At 72.0% G+C, this 16,681-nt stretch carries 15 protein-coding genes and 1 tRNA gene; 12 read left to right on the top strand and 4 right to left on the bottom strand.

Going from position 1 to position 16,681, the window contains the following annotated elements:
• Positions 1–11: 11 nt before the first annotated feature.
• From J4N02_RS03875 to J4N02_RS03865, 3 genes are all read left to right on the top strand, one after another.
• Entirely contained in the window at positions 12–572 is a 561-nt protein-coding gene (locus J4N02_RS03875) for a hypothetical protein (RefSeq protein ID WP_188334464.1), read from the top strand.
• A 197-nt stretch (positions 573–769) separates the two neighbouring features.
• Positions 770–1,147: a type II toxin-antitoxin system PemK/MazF family toxin gene (locus J4N02_RS03870; protein ID WP_223202675.1), complete on the top strand. Its 378-nt coding sequence runs from the start codon at positions 770–772 to the stop codon at positions 1,145–1,147.
• A 37-nt stretch (positions 1,148–1,184) separates the two neighbouring features.
• Positions 1,185–1,754: a TIGR03086 family metal-binding protein gene (locus J4N02_RS03865; RefSeq protein ID WP_188334462.1), complete on the top strand. Its 570-nt coding sequence runs from the start codon at positions 1,185–1,187 to the stop codon at positions 1,752–1,754.
• A gap of 4 nt (positions 1,755–1,758) precedes the next feature.
• Here the strand turns inward: J4N02_RS03865 and J4N02_RS03860 are convergent, their stop codons facing one another.
• Complete coding sequence (locus J4N02_RS03860; protein ID WP_188334492.1) at positions 1,759–3,468, bottom strand: DNA integrity scanning protein DisA nucleotide-binding domain protein; 1,710 nt, start codon at positions 3,466–3,468, stop codon at positions 1,759–1,761.
• 59 nt (positions 3,469–3,527) lie between these two features.
• Positions 3,528–3,601 (bottom strand) — tRNA-Gly (locus J4N02_RS03855).
• 172 nt (positions 3,602–3,773) lie between these two features.
• Here J4N02_RS03855 and J4N02_RS03850 point away from each other — a divergent pair.
• From J4N02_RS03850 to ppgK, 5 genes are all read left to right on the top strand, one after another.
• Positions 3,774–5,030 carry a DDE-type integrase/transposase/recombinase gene (locus tag J4N02_RS03850; protein ID WP_208091111.1) on the top strand — a complete coding sequence of 419 codons (1,257 nt, stop codon included), beginning with the start codon at positions 3,774–3,776 and terminating at the stop codon, positions 5,028–5,030.
• Positions 5,031–5,275: 245 nt separating this feature from the next.
• A complete protein-coding gene (locus tag J4N02_RS03845; protein WP_182814304.1) occupies positions 5,276–5,896 on the top strand; it encodes a DUF1707 domain-containing protein in 621 nt (206 codons plus the stop codon).
• A 62-nt stretch (positions 5,897–5,958) separates the two neighbouring features.
• Positions 5,959–6,639, top strand: a complete 681-nt coding sequence (locus J4N02_RS03840; protein ID WP_188334123.1) for a PH domain-containing protein — start codon at positions 5,959–5,961, stop codon at positions 6,637–6,639.
• A complete protein-coding gene (locus J4N02_RS03835; RefSeq protein WP_188334124.1) occupies positions 6,636–8,195 on the top strand; it encodes a PH domain-containing protein in 1,560 nt (519 codons plus the stop codon). Before J4N02_RS03840 ends, J4N02_RS03835 begins: the two co-directional genes overlap by 4 nt.
• A gap of 10 nt (positions 8,196–8,205) precedes the next feature.
• On the top strand, positions 8,206–9,063 hold the full coding sequence (gene ppgK, locus J4N02_RS03830) for a polyphosphate--glucose phosphotransferase (protein ID WP_188334125.1): 858 nt from the start codon (positions 8,206–8,208) through the stop codon (positions 9,061–9,063).
• A gap of 55 nt (positions 9,064–9,118) precedes the next feature.
• On the opposite strand, the gene argS is transcribed toward ppgK, so the two are convergent.
• Positions 9,119–10,753, bottom strand: a complete 1,635-nt coding sequence (argS, locus tag J4N02_RS03825; protein WP_188334126.1) for an arginine--tRNA ligase — start codon at positions 10,751–10,753, stop codon at positions 9,119–9,121.
• A gap of 121 nt (positions 10,754–10,874) precedes the next feature.
• Between argS and J4N02_RS03820 the strand changes: the two genes are divergently transcribed.
• From J4N02_RS03820 to J4N02_RS03805, 4 genes are read left to right on the top strand one after another with little or no spacing between them, the layout of a single operon-like run.
• A complete protein-coding gene (locus J4N02_RS03820; protein WP_188334127.1) occupies positions 10,875–12,557 on the top strand; it encodes an AarF/ABC1/UbiB kinase family protein in 1,683 nt (560 codons plus the stop codon).
• Positions 12,554–13,162, top strand: a complete 609-nt coding sequence (locus J4N02_RS03815; RefSeq protein WP_188334128.1) for a hypothetical protein — start codon at positions 12,554–12,556, stop codon at positions 13,160–13,162. Before J4N02_RS03820 ends, J4N02_RS03815 begins: the two co-directional genes overlap by 4 nt.
• Positions 13,163–13,219: 57 nt before the next feature.
• Positions 13,220–14,545 (top strand): M20/M25/M40 family metallo-hydrolase, encoded by a 1,326-nt coding sequence (locus J4N02_RS03810; RefSeq protein ID WP_188334129.1) that lies wholly within the window; start codon positions 13,220–13,222, stop codon positions 14,543–14,545.
• Positions 14,542–16,011, top strand: coding sequence for an MFS transporter (locus J4N02_RS03805; RefSeq protein WP_188334130.1), 1,470 nt, complete (start codon positions 14,542–14,544; stop codon positions 16,009–16,011). The genes J4N02_RS03810 and J4N02_RS03805 overlap by 4 nt, the downstream gene beginning before the upstream one ends.
• Here J4N02_RS03805 and J4N02_RS03800 read toward each other — a convergent pair.
• Positions 15,989–16,666, bottom strand: coding sequence for a vancomycin high temperature exclusion protein (locus J4N02_RS03800; RefSeq protein ID WP_182814295.1), 678 nt, complete (start codon positions 16,664–16,666; stop codon positions 15,989–15,991). The two genes, J4N02_RS03805 and J4N02_RS03800, sit on opposite strands and share 23 nt — an antisense overlap.
• Positions 16,667–16,681 lie beyond the last annotated feature (15 nt).

Here is a 16,681-nt window from a genome sequence, read left to right as displayed (position 1 = left end):
GACTGGCCCGCATGGACCAGACCGCGCCCCGTGCCATCGGCACGGCGACCCGTGCGGTCGACCCCACCGTCGACGCCCGCACGGGCGAACCCCGGCGTCCCGCAGTGGTGTGGGCGGCGTCCGGTCTCTTCTTCGCCGGCCTGGCCGCCGTGGTGGCGGGCCTACTCTGGGCGTTCTGGCGGAGCGTCCGGGAGTTCGCCGACGCGGCGTGGTTGAACGGGGTCGTCCCCACCGAGCCGGGCGCGCTGCTGCGGGTGCTCATGGTCACGGCGCTGTTCGCAGCGACGCTGGTCATCGGGGCGGGCGCGATCATCGCCGGGCACTACGCGTGGCGCGGCTACCGTTGGGCACGGTGGGCCGGCGTGGCTGCGGCCGGGGCGTCGCTCCTGGCGCTGCTGATCAACTGGGTGGCTTGGATCGGGATCCCCCTGCTCGTGGTCGCCGCGATCCTGCTCTGGACGCCCCCGGCGCGCCGCTGGTTCGACCGGTGGCACCTGCGCCGCCACCCCGCCCCCGTCGCGGTCGAGCCGCGTACCGACGTCTTCTACGGTCCCCTGCCGAGGTATCGCTGATGAACAACCAGCTCCTGTCCGCCCTCGGGCGGATCGTCCGTGACGTCCTGCGCACCGGCGTGCGCGAGGCCCGGCGCGAGCGGCGTGCGGCGTCCCCGGGTGCATCTCCGGGTGGAAGAACCCCAAGGATTCCGGGGGATTCGCCACCCGGAGATGCACCCGGAACCGCCACACGCTATCCGGGTGACTTCCGCGGCATGCCCGCGGTCGAGTACTCGCCCGTGCGCGGCAGCCGGCCCGACCCCGGCGAGGTCGTGTGGACATGGGTGCCCTACGAGGAGGACCACGCGCGCGGCAAGGACCGCCCCGTCGTGCTCGTCGGGCGTGATGGCCCGTGGCTGCTGGGCCTGCAGATGACCAGCAAGGACCACGACTTCGACGAGCGCCAGGAAGCCCGCGCGGGCCGCTTCTGGGTCGACATCGGCGCCGGGGACTGGGACAACCGCGGCCGCGAGTCGGAGGTGCGGGTGAACCGCGTCATCCGCGTCGACCCGGACGCCGTGCGACGCGTCTCGGTCTCGCTGCCGCGGCCCCTGTTCGAGCGGGTCGTCGCCGGCATGCGCGAGCACCTCTAGGCCCCACGGGGGGGACCACGCGGCTAGCGTCTGTCCCATGACCAACGAGTTCGCCGAGGCCCACCGCGCGGCCTCCGCCACGTTCACCGATCGCATCAAGGACGTCACCGACTGGGACGCCCCCGCCCCCGTCGCCGGGTGGACGGCCCGCTCGGTCGTCGAGCACCTGCTGGAGTGGTTCCCGGGCATGCTCGCCGCCGGCTCCGACATCGAACTGCCCGCGGGGCCGGATCCGAAGGCCGACCTGCTCGCCGCGTGGGAGCACCAGCGCGACGCCGTCCACGCGGTGCTGGAGGACCCGGCCACGGCGTCCAAGACCTACTCCAACCCCATGACCGGCGACATGCCGCTGCCGGTGATGATCCAGAACTTCTACACCGCCGACGTGTTCATGCACACGTGGGACCTGTCCCGCGCGACCGGCCAGGACGACCGGCTCGACGCCGACGTGGCCGCCGGGATGCTGGCGGGGATGGAGCCGATCGAGGAGATGCTGCGCGGCTCGGGCCAGTTCGGCACGGCCCGCGGGCCGCTGCGCGACGACGCCGACGCCACCGACAGGCTGATGTCCTTCATCGGGCGCGACCCGTACTGGACGGCCCCGTAGGGACTCAGCCCCCGGACGTCCCCGCCCGGCGGTCGACGAAGTAGCTGTCGTCCATCGCCGGGTCGGGCGCGACGGGCACGAACTGGCGGCGCAGGTGGTCCTCGACCCACCGCCGGCCCGCGACGGCCTCGCGGGCGTCGTTGACCGCGTTGCACTGGTCCTGGTTGAGGTAGAACTCGATCTCCTCCACCGCGCGGTTGGCGCGGTCGAACGCCTCGAGGTCCTCGCCCTCGGCCGAGCGCGCGACCAGCCGGTCGACCGTCCGCTGCACTGTCTCGCGGCGCAACCGGCGCTTCAGCTTGGGCAGCAGGTCGATCTTGCCGTCCTCGCTGACGATGATCACCATCGCACCGCGGCCGTCGCCGGCGAGGTAGCGGATGGCCGAGTTGTAGCGGGCCCCGCGGCCCGAGTCACCGGTGCCGGTCGCCACGCCGTCGAGGATGACGCCCACCGCGTGCACGCGGCCGTCGGGGCCGACGAGCACGGCGCCGTCGATGCCGGTCGCCGCGGTGAGCACCCGGCCGGTGAGGCGGGTCGGCGCGACCGCGTAGGCCTGCGGCAGCAGCCGGTCGGCCTCGGCGGCGGCGTCGGGGTGCACCACGAGCATCGTGCCGTGGGCCTGCTTGGCGCACGCGACCGCCATGTCCCAGAGGTGGCGGGCGTTGCGAGCGCTCACGTCGGGGAACACCCGGTCGACCGTGTGGGCGAACTCCTCCTCGTCGAGGCGCTCGCGCGGCAGTTGCGGCAGGCCGTTCTCCATGCGCAGCAGAGGGGTGGCCTGGTGCCACAGCTCCCAGGAGCCGTTGCCGCTGATCGAGGCCGTGAACACGTAGTCGCTGTCGACGTTGTAGGAGTCGGCGAGGCTGCCCAGGCCGAACACCTCACGCCCGTCGCAGAGCAGGTGCAGGTCGGGGGCCGACATCTCCAGCACCTTGCGGAACGAGCGGGTCAGCCCGACCGGCACCGGGTGCTCGAGCGCGACCTCCACGACCAGGTCGGGGTGGTCGGGCTGGGCGAGCAGGATCGACCCCGTGCCCGACCGGCCCTCGTACGGCTGGGCCGACACGGCGTCCAGGGCGTGGCGGACGCCGTAGGCCAGGTCCTGCCCGGCCCGCTGCACCAGCGTGCTGACGAAGGTGTCGGACGCCGACCGCAGCAGGGCGTCCGGGTCGACGCTGACGCGCGGGCCGGGGACCTGACGGTCGAGCTCGCGGCTGGCCGCGTCCAGCACGGCATTGACGGCCGCCTCGGGGAACGAGCGCGGCGAGTGGTCGGCGGCAGGCGTGCGGCGCAGGCGGGCGAGGTCGTTCCAGTGCTCGGCGTGAATGGTGATGACCGGGACGACGAAGAACTCCCCCACGTCAACACCTATGCCGGCGAAGTGCACCCGCTCACCGGCCCGGGACGCCTCGGCGAGTTGTTCGGCGAGCACGAGCCGGCGCACCTGCGACTCGGCCGCCTTGAATGCCGTCGCGTCGTCGCCCGCCTCGCGGCGTGCGGCCGAGCGGCGAAAGCGCTGGTCGGCCCGCACGAGGGCGTCGGCGAGGATGTCGCGGTCGAAGTGGCCTCGGGGTGGCTCGATGCTGATCCGGTCCTCGGTGTGGTGGAAGCCGACAAGGTAGGCCCTCGGGTCGATGTTCGCACCGGCACGGTCCAATACCTCGTTGGCCAACTGCTCCAACGACCACCTGAACCCGGCCTGGTCTGCCCACATCCCCACGGGCGAATGGTGTCAGTCGGAGCACGTTCCCGCTAGTCACGGTGAACGGAGTGTGGAGCGGGCGACGGGAATCGAACCCGCGTGTCCAGCTTGGGAAGCTGGCGCTCTACCATTGAGCTACGCCCGCGTGCTGCTCGCGCAACCCCGCCATCATAGCCACCATCCGAACGCGTCCGCATGTCGGCGACGACACTCACACATAGTCCCCGCGTAGCAGGGTGCTGTGCCTCACAGACTTTCCCCGCGTGAGGGGGTGGGGCCGGCCACGATGGGGTGTGCTGCTTGAGGGGAAGTTGTCGATGAAGGCCAGGGTCGAGGTCACGAAGCGGTACGCGCAGGCGTACGCGGACGCGCCGAAGCAGGGCAAGAGCTTGATCTTGGACCAGGTGGTGGGGGTGACGGGCTGGAACCGTGACCATGCCCGTCAGCAACTCCGCTTGCGGTTGCTGCAGGCGCCGGGACGGGCAGTGGCAACGGTCGCGGTGATCGATCGGCGCAAGACCAAGCCTCGCCGGTACTCCTACGATGCGACCAAGGTCCTGCAACAGGTGTGGGCCACCAGTGGCGGTAGTTGCGGCAAGTACCTGGCTGCCGCGATGGGCGACTGGCTGGACGCGATGGAGGCCGAAGGGTCACTGGTGCCCGGGGTGGAGCACTACCACGACGGGGTCCGTGCCGAGCTCGAGGCCATGTCCGCGGCCACGATCGACCGCTACCTGGCGCCGGCCAAAGCGCGGGACCCGATCCGCGGCAAGACCAGCACCAAGCCCGGGCACCTGTTGCGCCAATCGATCCAGGTACGCAAGGCCGGTGACGAGGTCGAGGGCGAACCCGGGTTCTTCGAGGTCGACACGGTCGCCCATTGCGGGCCCACCCTGAAGGGCGAGTTCGCCAGGAGTGTGAACTTCACCTGCGTGCACACCGGCTGGGTGTACACCCATCCCATCCGGAACAACGCCCGCGTGCACGTGCTGGCCGCTTTCGACGCGTTCGTTGAGGCGGTGCCGTTCGCCGTGACGGGCATCGATTGCGACAACGGCTCGGAGTTCATCAACCACCAGATCATCGGCTGGGCCGGTGACCGGGATGTGTTCTTCACCCGATCCCGGCCCTACAAGAGCAACGACCAAGCCACCATCGAGTCCAAGAACGGCCACCTCGTGCGCCGATACGGGTTCTACCACCGCTACGACACCCCGGCCGAACTCGACCTCCTGACCCAGTTGTGGCCCTTGGTCAACGACAGGTTGAACTTCTTCACCCCCACCAAGAAACCCATCGGGTACGGCACCGACAAACTCGGCCGCCGCAAGCGCCTCTACGACCAGCCCCGCTCCCCCTACCGGCGGCTCCTCGAGGCAGGCGTCCTCAGCCCCGCCCAAGAACACGAACTCGCCGCCTACAAGGCCACCCTCAAACCCACCCGGATCGCCCGGCAGATCACCGAACTCCAAGCCGAACTGACCCGCTTGGCCGCCACCAAGACCCGCCGCCTCGAAGACCAACTCACCTGGCGAGCCCCCGACATCAAAGCCCTCAAGATCCGCGCCGGCTAGACCCCCGTTCCCGGGGAAAAATCTGTGAGGCACACGCCCCATCAGCCGGGGACTTGACTATGAGGCACCACGGTCGGCCCACCGCAGGCTCTCGGCGCACGGAAGGCAGGCTCTCGGCGCACGGAGCACGGGCTGTCGCCAGTTGGGGCCGCACTGCGGGGGCACCCTCAGGGGTGACCCGGGTCGCTCCCCCGTCCCGGCGTCCGGCCCTCGCCCGCGGCGTCCGGCGGGGTTAGGTTGGCCGCATGAGCAACGTCCCCGAACCCCGCCGCTACCCGGGACACCTGCGCGCCGCCGACGCCGACCGCGCGATCGTGACCGACCTGCTCTCCGCCGCCTACGCCGAGGGACGCCTCACGCGTGAGGAGCACGACACCCGCCTCGCCCAGGCCATGGAGGCCAAGACGTTCGACGACCTGCGCGCTCTCACCGGCGACCTCGTCCCCGACGCCAACACCGGCCGCACGGTCGGCGCCTTCTCCCTGGCCGGCGCCCCGACGGTCGACCGCTCGGTCGACACCAACGAGGCCGAGACCACCTTCGCCATCTTCGGCGGGATGGAGCGCACCGGCGGCTGGCGCGCCCGGCGCAACATCTCGAACCTGACCATGTTCGGGGGCTCGCGGTTCGACTTCCGCGACGCGACCTTCGCCTCCGACGTCATCACCCTCAACGTCTTCTGCGCCTTCGGCGGCGTTGACGTGGTGGTGCCCGACGGCGTGAACGTCCGCAACGAGACGATCGCGATCTTCGGCGGCAGCGACGTCAAGAACATCACGCCCGCGCCCGGCGGCCCCACGATCGTGCTCAAGGGGCTCGTCATGTTCGGCGGGATCGACGCGAAGGGCAAGCAGCGGCGTCGCTGATCGACCATCGACTGGCCATTCGGTGATCGGCCCCGTCGGACCGAGGTCCTAGGGTGGAACCCATGCAGTCGCAGCCCCCGGAGTTCATGCCGCCGCCCCGCCCCCAGGACGGCGCGCCTCCGACCACCCCCGTCGCCGCACCCCCGTACGCGCCCGCTGCGCCACCGTACGAACCGCAGCAGCCGCCCGTCGCACCGCCGTTCGTGCCCGACCCCATGCTCGCCGGCCCGCCCGAGGGCGGCGTCGAGCCCTTCGCTCCCCCATCCGAGGCGTGGCGGCGGGTCTCGCCGAAGCTGACGACGGTCAAGCGGATCTCGTCGAGCATCTGGTCGTTCATCGTCTTCGTGCCGGCGGCGCTCATCCTCTGGTTCGTGGTGCCGCCCGAGGAGCCCGTGCGATGGGCCGGGCCGGCCTGGCTGGCCCTCGGCGTCGCCTGGTGGGTGTGGCGCTGGTTCCGCGCGAAGCGGCTGGTCGCGAGCTACGGCTGGGCACGGCGCGACAAGGACCTCTGCATCGTCGGGGGCCTGTGGTTCCGCAACCTCGAGGTCGTGCCCTTCGGCCGCATGCAGGTGGTCAAGGTCTCCTCCGGCCCCCTGCTGCGCGCCTACGGGCTGGCCAACGTCGAGCTGGTCACCGCGGCGGCCGCCACCAACGGCATCATCCCGGGCCTCCCGGCCGACGAGGCCAAGGCCCTGCGCGACCTCATCATCGAGCTGAGCGACGCCGAGGGGTCGGGGCTGTGACCAACGAAATCCCGGTGCCCACGGCGGGCCCGCCCCCTTCCCCGACCCGCATCGAGGAGCGCCTCCACCCGCTGACGCCCTTCGTGAACCTCTGGATCGGCGTGGTCGCGCTGGGCTGGTTCGTGGTGTCATCGGTCCTGCAGGGCGACCCGATCTGGAACGACCTCGGCGAGATGCGCGAGCGCCTCCAGGACATGCCGTGGTGGGTGTTCCTCGTCGCCGGCGGCGTGGTCATCGGGCTCGGCACCGGCTACTGGTCGTGGTGGACGACGCGGTTCGTCATCGACGACCAGGAGTTCCGCCTCGAGAACACCGGTGCCTTCCATGAGAGCAAGCGGATCGCGTTCAGCCGCATCCAGTCCGTCGACGTCACCCAGCCCTTCGCGGCCCGCCTCCTCGGACTGGCACAGGTGAAGATCGACGTGGGCGCCGACGACGGGGCGACGCTGTCCTTCCTCAAGCGATCCCGGGCCACCGAGATCCGTGACTACCTGATGACGCGCGCCACCGGGCGCACCGCCACCACGAGCGAGCCCGGGCGCGAGGCGTCCGCGTGGGACGACACCGCGCAGGGCGACCAGGTGCTGGTGCGCCTGAACCCCGGCGAGATCATCCTGAGCGCGTTCGCGACCATGGACATCTGGTTCCTGATGCTCGCCTTCGCCGTCCCGTGGGTGCTGGGGTGGCTGTTCGACTGGTCCGTCCTCGCCTGGGGCGGCGGCATGGCCGGCCTCGCGCTGGCCATCCTCGGCTCGCTGTCGAAGCGGCTGTTCGGCCAGTTCAACTACACGCTCGCGCGCACGCCAGCCGGCCTGCGCATCACGCGTGGCCTGTTCACCCTGCGCTCCCAGACGATCCCCGTGCACCGCGTGCAGGCCGTCGAGACCCGGCAACCGCTGCTGTGGCGCTGGCTCGGTCGGGCCCGCCTCGACATCACGGTGCTGGGTCTGGGCGGCGAGGACTCCGAGTCGTTGAGCTCGTCGACCATCTACCTGCCGTTCGGCACGCCCGCCCAGGTGCAGGTGGCGCTCGCCGCGATCTGGCCCGGCCTGCGCCTGGAGGAGCTGCGGTTCACCCGCACCCCCGAGCGCGCCCGCTGGCTCGACCCCCTGCAGTGGGAGTGGATGGGCTTCGCGGTCGACGACCAGGTGCTCGTCGTGCGCCGCGGCTGGCTGCACCGCCGCCAGATCGTCGTGCCCCACGCGCGCCTGCAGTCGGTCGAGCTCAGCCAGGGCCCGTTCGAGCGGCGCCTCGGCCTCGCCAGCGTGACGGCCAAGACCACCGACCTCATGGGCATGGGCGCCATCAGCCACTTGGACGCCCCGCACGCCCGTGCGCTCGCGCTGGCCGAGATGGACCGCGCCCGCGCCGCCCGCGTGGACGAGCTCCTGGACCCGCCCGGCCTCCGCACGGCTGCCGTCGAGGCCGACCCGGCGGGCGTCGTGCTGGTCGGCGTCCCCGACATCTGGACGCCGGCCACAGCCCCCCTGCCCACCTCACTTCCCGCGCCGGTCGAGGTCGCGCAGGGCCTGCGGACGCCTCCTGATGCGCAGTAGGCTGGCGCCCATGAAGCAGCGATACGCACTCGGCATCGACATCGGCGGCTCCGGCATCAAGGGGGCGATCGTCGACCTGAGGAAGGGCGAGTTCGCGACCGACCGGCTGCGCATCCCCACCCCGCAGCCCGCGACGCCCGAGGCCGTCGCCGCCGTGGTGAAGCAGATCGCCGACCACTTCGCCGCCGAGCTCGGCGACGGGCCCATCGGCATCACCGTGCCCGCCGTCGTCACCCACGGCCGGACCCGGTCGGCGGCCAACATCGACCCGGCATGGGTGGACGCCCCGGCCGAGGACATCTTCCGCGAGGCGCTCGGCCGCCCGATCACGCTGGTCAACGACGCCGACGCCGCCGGCATCGCCGAGGTGCTGTGGGGCGCCGCCAAGGACCACCCGGGCCTCGTCATGGTCACCACGCTGGGCACGGGCATCGGCACCGCGATGATCCACAAGGGCACGCTGGTGCCCAACATCGAGCTGGGCCACATCGAGATGTTCGGCAAGGACGCCGAACCGCAGGCCGCGGCGTCCGTGAAGGACCGTGAGGAACTGTCCTACGAGACGTGGGCGACCGAGCGGCTGCAGCCCTACTACGAGCGCCTCGAGTTCTACACCTGGCCCGACCTGATCGTCGTGGGCGGCGGGGTGAGCAAGGCGTCCGACAAGTTCCTGCCGCTGCTGAAGCTCAAGACGCCGATCGTGCCCGCCAAGCTGCGCAACGCCGCCGGCATCGTCGGCGCCGCCTGGCTGGCCGTGGACGCCCTCGCCAACCCCGACGCCCTGCGCGGCGGCGAGGGCCCCGCCGAGGCGGCCGCGAAGGGCAAGGAGAAGGACACGAAGTCCAAGAAGGACAAGAAGAAGGACTGAGCTGCTGAACGCCAGACGCCCCCCACCTTGATGGTGGGGGGCGTCTCGCATTGGGTCACATCTGGTCGGGCGCCTCGATGCCGAGCAGCTCCAGGCCGCGGGCCAGCACCTTCTTCGTGGTGGCGCACAGCGCCAGGCGCGACGAACGCACGTCGCCCTCGGACTTCAGCACCGGGCACTGCTCGTAGAACGTGCTCATGTGCGTGGCCGTCTCGAACAGGTAGGTGCACAGCTTGTGCGGCTGGAGGTCCTCGGCGACGCCGGCCACGACCTCGCCGAAGCGGCTCAGCTGCAGGGCCAGGGCCTGCTCGGCGGGCTCGGTGAGCGTGGTGACCGCCTCCCAGGTGATGCCCTCGGCCTCGGCACGGCGCAGGATCTGGTTGGCGCGCGCGTGGGCGTACTGCAGGTACGGGCCGGTGTCGCCGGTGGTCGCGGTCATCCGCTCGGCGTCGAAGGCGTAGTCCTTCTGCAGCTGGTTGGACAGGTCGGAGTACTTCACCGCCGCCATCGCGATGGGGCGCGTGGCGACCTCCTCGGCCTCGTCCAGCAGCGACTGCAGCGTGACCGTTCCGCCGGCGCGGGTGCGCAGCATCTTGCCGTCAGGGCCCAGCACCGAGCCGAAGCCGACGTGCTCGGCGGTGACGTCCTCGGGCAGGTAGCCGGCCATGCGGGCCACGGCGAACACCTGCTGGAAGTGGAACGACTGGGGCATGCCGACCACGTAGATGATGCGGTCGGCGTCCAGCTGGGTGGTGCGGTAGCGGATCGCCGCGAGGTCGGTGGCCGCGTAGCCGAAGCCGCCGTCGCTCTTGCGCACGATCAGCGGCGCCTCCTGCCCGGCCACGAAGACCACGAGGGCGCCGTCGTCGACGACCGCGATCCCCCGCTGCTCGAGGTCGGCGGCCACCTCGGCCAGCATCGCGTTGTAGAACGACTCGCCGTACAGGTCGTCGTCGGTGAGCAGGACGCCGAGGCGCTCGTAGGCCTCGTTGAAGCCCTTCTTGCTCACCTCGACGAGCGTGCGCCAGATGCCGAGGGTCTCCTCGTCGCCGGACTGCAGCGCGACCACCCGGCGGCGGGCGGCGTCCGCGAACTGCTCGTCGGACTTGAACCGCTCCTGGGCGCGCTTGTAGAGCGCGACGGAGCCGTCGAGGTCGAGCGAGGCGGTGTCGACGCCCTCGTCGAGGATGAACTGCACCAGCATGCCGAACTGGGTGCCCCAGTCGCCGATGTGGTTGGCGGGGATGACCCGGTGGCCGCAGGCGCTCAACACCCGGTTGAAGCAGTCGCCGATGATCGTCGAGCGCAGGTTGCCCACGTGCATCGGCTTGGCGACGTTCGGGGCCGAGTAGTCGATGACGACGGTCTGCGGATCGGCGGCCCGGGTGATGCCGGTGTCGGGGTCGCCGAGCAGGTCGGTGGCCGCCTGCGCGAGCACGGACGCCCGGATGCGGAAGTTGATGAAGCCCGGGCCGGCCACCTCGAGCGGTTCGCACAGGTCGTCGACCTCGATGCGGCCGATCAGGTCGGCGGCGACGTCGCGCGGGGGGCGTCCCTCGGCCTTCGCCAGGCGCAGGGCCACGTTGGACTGGAAGTGACCGAACTGGGGCTTCGTGGCGGGCCGCATCTCCGGGTCGATCCCGGCGGCGGCCTCGACGCGCGCGGTGAGCAGCGAGGCGAGGGATTGCATTGCTGCATTCTCCCACACGGCGCGAGCACGGGCTCTCGGCGCACGGAGCACGGGCCGTCGGCGGTTCACGCGCGCGGAGCACCCGCGCGACTACGCTGGATGCACTCGCGAAGGAGGGACCATGCCGCACTCGACCGCCCGTCTGGCCAGCATCCTGATGGTGGCCGCACGCCATGCAGGACCGGCGCTGACGGCGACCGGCGGGCCCGACCCGTTCGGGGTGGACGAGGCGGTCGCGGACCCGGCGTCCGGGTCGCCCGAGCGCCTCGCGTCCGACCTGGAGGGCCTGGGCGCCACGTTCGTGAAGCTCGGCCAGCTGATGTCGACCCGCTACGACCTCCTGCCGGCCCCCTACACCGAGGCGCTCCAGCGCCTGCAGGACGGGGTGGAACCCTTCGCGATCGAGGACGTCCACGCGACCATCGAGGCCGACCTCGGCGCGCGCACCCGCGACCTGTACAGCGAGTTCGACGAGGTGCCGCTGGCGTCGGCGTCCATCGGCCAGGTGCACCGTGCGGTGACCCGCTCGGGGCGCGACGTGGTGGTGAAGGTGCAGCGCCCGGGCGTCCGGGAGCAGGTGCGCGCCGACATGGAGGCCCTCGACCAGGTCGCCAAGCTGGTCGACGGCACCCGCGCCGGCCGCCGCGTCGGCACGCAGGCGATGCTCGCCCACTTCCGGCGCACGCTCGCCGACGAGCTCGACTACCGCAAGGAGGCGGCCAACCTCGAGCTCTTCGGACGCCTCGCGGCCCGGGAACCGCTCATCGTGGTCCCCAAGCCCTACCGGGACTTCAGCTCCTCGCGCGTGCTGACGATGGACCGCATCAGCGGCAAGAAGGTCACCGACGTCGGCCCGCTCGGCCTCATGGACATCGACGGGCCCGCGCTGGCCGACGCCCTGTTCGGGTTCATGCTGCGCACGATGCTCGACGAGGGCCTCCTGCACGCCGACCCGCACCCGGGCAACCTGCTCGTCACCGACGACGGGAAGATCGGCCTGATCGACCTCGGCATGGTCACCACCGTCCCCAAGCGCCTGCAGTCGCGGCTGATCAAGCTGCTGCTCGCGGTCTCCGAGGCCGACGGCGAGTCCGTGGCCGCCACCCTCGCCGGGCTCGGCCACCCACTGGAGGACTACGACGCCGCGAGCTTCCGCGACGAGGTCTCCCACCTGGTCTCGGGCACCCTCTCGCTGGGCGCCGACCTGCAGGCGGGCACGATCCTGGTCGAGCTCGTCCGGTTGTCGGGCGACCACGGACTGCGCCCACCGGCCGAGATGTCGCTGGTCGGCAAGACCCTGATGAACCTCGACCAGAGCGCCCAGCACCTCGACCCCGGCTTCGTGCCGGCCGCCGCGATCGCCGACCACCTGCCGCGCGCGCTCGCCGCCTCGGCCAAGCCGTCGCTGGCGACCGTGGCCGTGGGGGCGCTGGAGTCCAAGGAGTTCGCCGAGAACCTCCCCCGCCGGGCCAACCAGATCGTCTCGGCGCTGGCCGACGGCGAGCTCGAGGTGCGGGTGAGGGCCATCGACGAGGACCGCGTCATGCGCGACGCCCACCGCATGGTCAACCGGCTCACGATCGGCATCGTGCTGGCGGCCATCACGATCGCGGCCGCCCTGATGACGCGGTCGGGCTCGGGCGGCCCGCTCTTCCTGGGCTACCCGGTGCTGGCCGTGGTGTTCTTCCTGCTCGCCGCGGTCGGCGGACTGGCCCTGGTGGTGTCGATCGTGCTCAGCGACCGGCGCAGCGCCAAGCTGGCCCGCTTGTCCCAGCAGCGGCGCGACTCGGCGGTGCACACGTGAGGCCCTGGCTCGCCGGCGTCCTCGCCCTGGTCGTCGGCCTCGTCGCCGGGGGCGCCGTGGTGTTCGCGTTCATCCTCCCGACCTTGACCAAGCCCGTCGGCACCGTGACGGAGTCGCGCGACACCCAGGTGATCCAGGCGATCGAGCGCCAGGAGGAGGTGGTCCTGGTCAGCCTCGGCATCCAGGGCATCGCCGAGGAGAGCACCCAGGGCACGATCCTGGGCCAGCGCATCCCCGGCACGGGCCGCACCAAGTTCCTCCAGTACAACTACCGCGCCCTGCTCGGCATCGACGGCGCCGACGTCGTGCTCACCCGTACCGGCGAGGACACCTACCTCGTCAGCATCCCCGCCTTCGAGTTCATCGGGTACGACGACGTCTCGTTCAAGACCGCGCTGGAGAACAACGGCATCCTCAGCTGGGTCACCCCCGAGATCGACACGGCCGCCGTCATCACCGAGCTGCTCGACGACGACGCCAAGCGCGAGCACGTGGACGCCAACCGCGACCTCCTCCAGGACCAGGCCGAGAACTTCTACCGAGGCATCATCCTCGGGGTCTCCCCCGACGCGAAGGTGACCTTCCGCTTCGGGTCCACCCGGTAGGCCGACCCGCCCACGCGCCCTCTGGCGCCCGCGGCGTCCGACCCCTACCCTGACGCGATGGACGCGCTCGCCGCCCGGCTCGCACGGCTGGTCGCCCACCCGACCGTCGCGGCCCCCGACCCCGCCGCCACCGACCCGACCCCCTTCGAGGCGCTGCACTGCACCCTCGCCGAGCTGTACCCGCTGCTGCACGAGCGGTGCGAGCTGACGCGGGTGGGGCCGCACGGGCTGCTGTTCCGCTGGCCCGGCAGCGACCCGGACGCCGACGCGCTGGTCCTCATGGCCCACCAGGACGTGGTGCCCGTGACCGGCCAGGAGTGGAGCGGCGACCCGTTCGAGGCGCGGGTCGTGGACGGCAAGCTCATCGGGCGCGGCGTGCTCGACGACAAGGGGATGCTGCTGGTCGTCGCGGAGGCGGTCGAGGCCCTGCTGGCCGCCGGGTTCGCGCCGCGGCGCGACGTCTGGCTGCTGTTCGGCGACAACGAGGAGGTCGCCGGCACCACCGCGCAGGAGGCGGCCGAACTCCTGCGGGGGCGTGGGGTTCGGCCGTGGCTCGTGCTCGACGAGGGCGGCGCGGTCGTGGACGCGGGCGTGCTGCCCGGCGTGGGGCGCTCCGCAGCCATGGTCGCCGTCGCCGAGAAGGGCATCGCGACCGTGCGGCTGTCGACGACGGACGCCGGCGGCCACGCCTCCACGCCCCACCGGCACGGGGCCACCGCCCGGATCGCCCGGGCCATCCTGCGGCTGGAGCGGCACCCGTTCCCGGCCCGGCTGGCCGAGCCGACCGTCGCGATGCTGCGCACCCTGGGCGAGCACGCGACCAGCCCGCTGCGCGCGCTGTACACCCGTGCGGACGCCCTCTCCCCCGTCTTCGCCCGCGCGCTGGTCGCGCTCGGCCCCGAGACCGCGGCGATCGCCCGCACGACGATGGCCGTGACGCAGCTGGCCGGGTCGCCGGCGTCCAATGTGCTGGCCACCCGCGCCGAGGCCGTGGTGAACCTGCGCCTGGACACCGACACGACGGTGGCCGCCGCCGTCGCCCACCTGCGGCGGGCGGTGCGGGACCGGTCGGTGTCGATCGAGATCGTCGAGTCGACCGAGGCATCGCGGGTCTCGCGGACCGACGACGACCGCTGGGCGCTGCTCGTGCGCGTGATCGGCGAGGTGTTCCCCGACGCGGTGGCCTCGCCGTACGTGCAGAACGGCGCCACCGACGCCCGCCGGTTCTCGCCGTGGTGCGACCACGTCTACCGGTTCGCGCCCCTGCGCATGTCGGACGCCGACCGCGCCCGCCTCCACGCCGCCGACGAGCAGGTGGCGGTGGCGACGCTGGCCGAGGGCGTCCGGTTCATGACCCGACTGATCGAGGAGGCCTGTGCATGACCACACGCGAGGCGAGGCGGGCCGCACGGCGTCCGTGGCTGGCGGGGCTCGGCGCCATCGTGGCGGCGCTGGCGCTGGTGGAGGTGACGTCGGGCATCCTGCAGGGCTACTACACGCCGATCCTCACCGACATCGCCCGGCACTCGGGCGTGCACGACGCCGACGTGAACTGGCTCGAGGCCGCCCAGCTGATGGTGTCGGCCCTGTCGGTGCCGATCCTGGCCAAGATGGGCGACCTGTGGGGCCACAAGAGGATCCTGCTGGTCTCGACGCTGGTCACCGCGCTGGCGTCGTGGGGGGTGGCGGTGGCGCCGTCGTTCGCGACGCTGCTCGTGGCGTGGGGGTTGCAGGGGGCCTACGCGGTCTGGCTGCCGCTGGAGGTCGCGATCATCTACCTGACCGCGCGCCGGGCCGGCGCGGTCGACGCGCCCGCCGGCACCCGCCGCGCCGCCGGCGTGCTCGTCTTCGCCCTCGAGGCGGGCGTGATCGCCGGGGCCCTGGCCGGCGGGGCGCTGGTCGACGTGCTGCCGTTCGGGGTCGTGCTCGCGCTGCCCGCGGTCGCGGTGACGCTGTGCCTGCTCGCGATCTGGCTCTGGGTGCCCTCGATGCCGCCGACCGCGGCCGGGAAGCTGGACCTGGGTGGCATCGCCTGGCTGACCGCGTCCCTTGTGGCCCTGATGGCCGGGCTGTCGCTGGTGCGGTTGGTCGGCGTCGGCTCGATCTGGACGTGGCTGGCGCTGCTGGCCGCGTTCGGGTTGCTGGTGCCGTTCGTGCGGCACTCCCTGCGTGTGGAGGAGCCGCTGGTCGACGTGCGCATGCTCGCTGCCCCCGCCCAGTGGCCGGTCCAACTGACCGCGACCCTGTTCGGCGTCTCGGTGCTCGGCGCGCAGGTGCCGCTGTCGACGTTCGCCCGCACCGACCCTTCTGCAGTCGGTTACGGGCTGGGACTCACCGCCGGGACGGTGTCCTACATCATCGGCGCCTACGTGTTGTCCCTGGCGATCGGGGCGCTGCTGCTGCCGGTGGTGTCGCGCCTGCTGTCGCCGCGGCTGGCGCTCGTCGTGGCGGCGGCCTTCGTGGCGGTGGGCTACCTGCTGTTCCTGCCGTTCCACGACACGCTGGTGCAGACGCTGACGAACATGGTGGTCGCCGGTTTGGGCTCAGGCTTGTTGGTGGCCGCGCTGCCGTCGGCGGCGGCCGCTGCGGCGCCCGAAGCCCGCTCGGGCATGGCGACCGGCCTGACCAACGCGACCAAGACCGTCGGCGGCTCGATCGCGTCGGCGGTGTTCGGGGTGGCGCTCTTCCAGGGCGTCTCCGCGGCGGCGGTCGAGGCCGGGCAGACGGCCGCTCCCCTGTCGGGTTACCTCGTCGTGTGGACGCTGTGTGGGGTGACGGCCGCTATCTGCGCGCTGGTGCTGCTGGTGGGCGTGCCCCAGGACGCGTTCACGCGCCCAGCGCACGCCTGACGGCGTCCGGATCGCCCTCGAGGTTCGGGGTCCGCCGGGTCGTGACGTCCCAGACCATCTTGAGGTTGGCGCCGACCTCACGGGTGGCGAACTCGTCCCAGCGCTTGCTGGTGGCCTTGACCGACACGTCACCCACGCCCACGGCGTCCACCCCGACGGCCTCGCACGTCGCGACCGCACGGTGCAGGTGGTAGCGCTGGCTGACCAGCAACGCCTCGGTGATGCCGAACACCTCGCGGGCGCGGACGCACGTGTCGTAGGTGTCGAGGCCGTGCTCGTCCTCGACGACACGCTCGGCCGGGACGCCCCGGCTGACGAGGTAGCGCTTCATGTTCGTGGTTTCGTGGTGGTGCTCGGCGGCGTTGTCGCCCGAAACGATGAGCACCTGGGCCTTGCCGGCGTCGTAGAGCTCGGCGCCGAGGTCGAGGCGCGCCTTCAGGTACGGCGACGGGCGCCCCGAGGGGTACATCTCCGCGCCGAAGATGATCGCCACGTCGCGGGCCGGGGCCTGTTCAGCGGTGAGGTTGCGGTCGCGCGCCACGAACCGGGTCCACAGCGTGGGGCCGGCGACGCTCGCCGCACCGAGGCCCGCCAGCACCAGCAGGGTGCTGAGCGTGCGCAGCACCGGACGCCGGCGGCGGGGGTTGGTCGTCACCCGGTCGAGCGTACC

Source organism: Propioniciclava sp. MC1595 (genome assembly GCF_017569205.1).
Taxonomy (GTDB): Bacteria; Actinomycetota; Actinomycetes; order Propionibacteriales; family Propionibacteriaceae; genus Propioniciclava.
This window is presented reverse-complemented; position numbering and strand designations above follow the sequence as displayed.

Coding starts and splice junctions, on each gene's coding strand:
- J4N02_RS03875 (WP_188334464.1), top strand. CDS start 12: ATGGACCAGACCGCGCCCCGTGCCATCGGCACGGCGACCCGTGCGGTC.
- J4N02_RS03870 (WP_223202675.1), top strand. CDS start 770: ATGCCCGCGGTCGAGTACTCGCCCGTGCGCGGCAGCCGGCCCGACCCC.
- J4N02_RS03865 (WP_188334462.1), top strand. CDS start 1,185: ATGACCAACGAGTTCGCCGAGGCCCACCGCGCGGCCTCCGCCACGTTC.
- J4N02_RS03860 (WP_188334492.1), bottom strand. CDS start 3,468: ATGTGGGCAGACCAGGCCGGGTTCAGGTGGTCGTTGGAGCAGTTGGCC.
- J4N02_RS03850 (WP_208091111.1), top strand. CDS start 3,774: ATGAAGGCCAGGGTCGAGGTCACGAAGCGGTACGCGCAGGCGTACGCG.
- J4N02_RS03845 (WP_182814304.1), top strand. CDS start 5,276: ATGAGCAACGTCCCCGAACCCCGCCGCTACCCGGGACACCTGCGCGCC.
- J4N02_RS03840 (WP_188334123.1), top strand. CDS start 5,959: ATGCAGTCGCAGCCCCCGGAGTTCATGCCGCCGCCCCGCCCCCAGGAC.
- ppgK (WP_188334125.1), top strand. CDS start 8,206: ATGAAGCAGCGATACGCACTCGGCATCGACATCGGCGGCTCCGGCATC.
- argS (WP_188334126.1), bottom strand. CDS start 10,753: ATGCAATCCCTCGCCTCGCTGCTCACCGCGCGCGTCGAGGCCGCCGCC.
- J4N02_RS03820 (WP_188334127.1), top strand. CDS start 10,875: ATGCCGCACTCGACCGCCCGTCTGGCCAGCATCCTGATGGTGGCCGCA.
- J4N02_RS03810 (WP_188334129.1), top strand. CDS start 13,220: ATGGACGCGCTCGCCGCCCGGCTCGCACGGCTGGTCGCCCACCCGACC.
- J4N02_RS03805 (WP_188334130.1), top strand. CDS start 14,542: ATGACCACACGCGAGGCGAGGCGGGCCGCACGGCGTCCGTGGCTGGCG.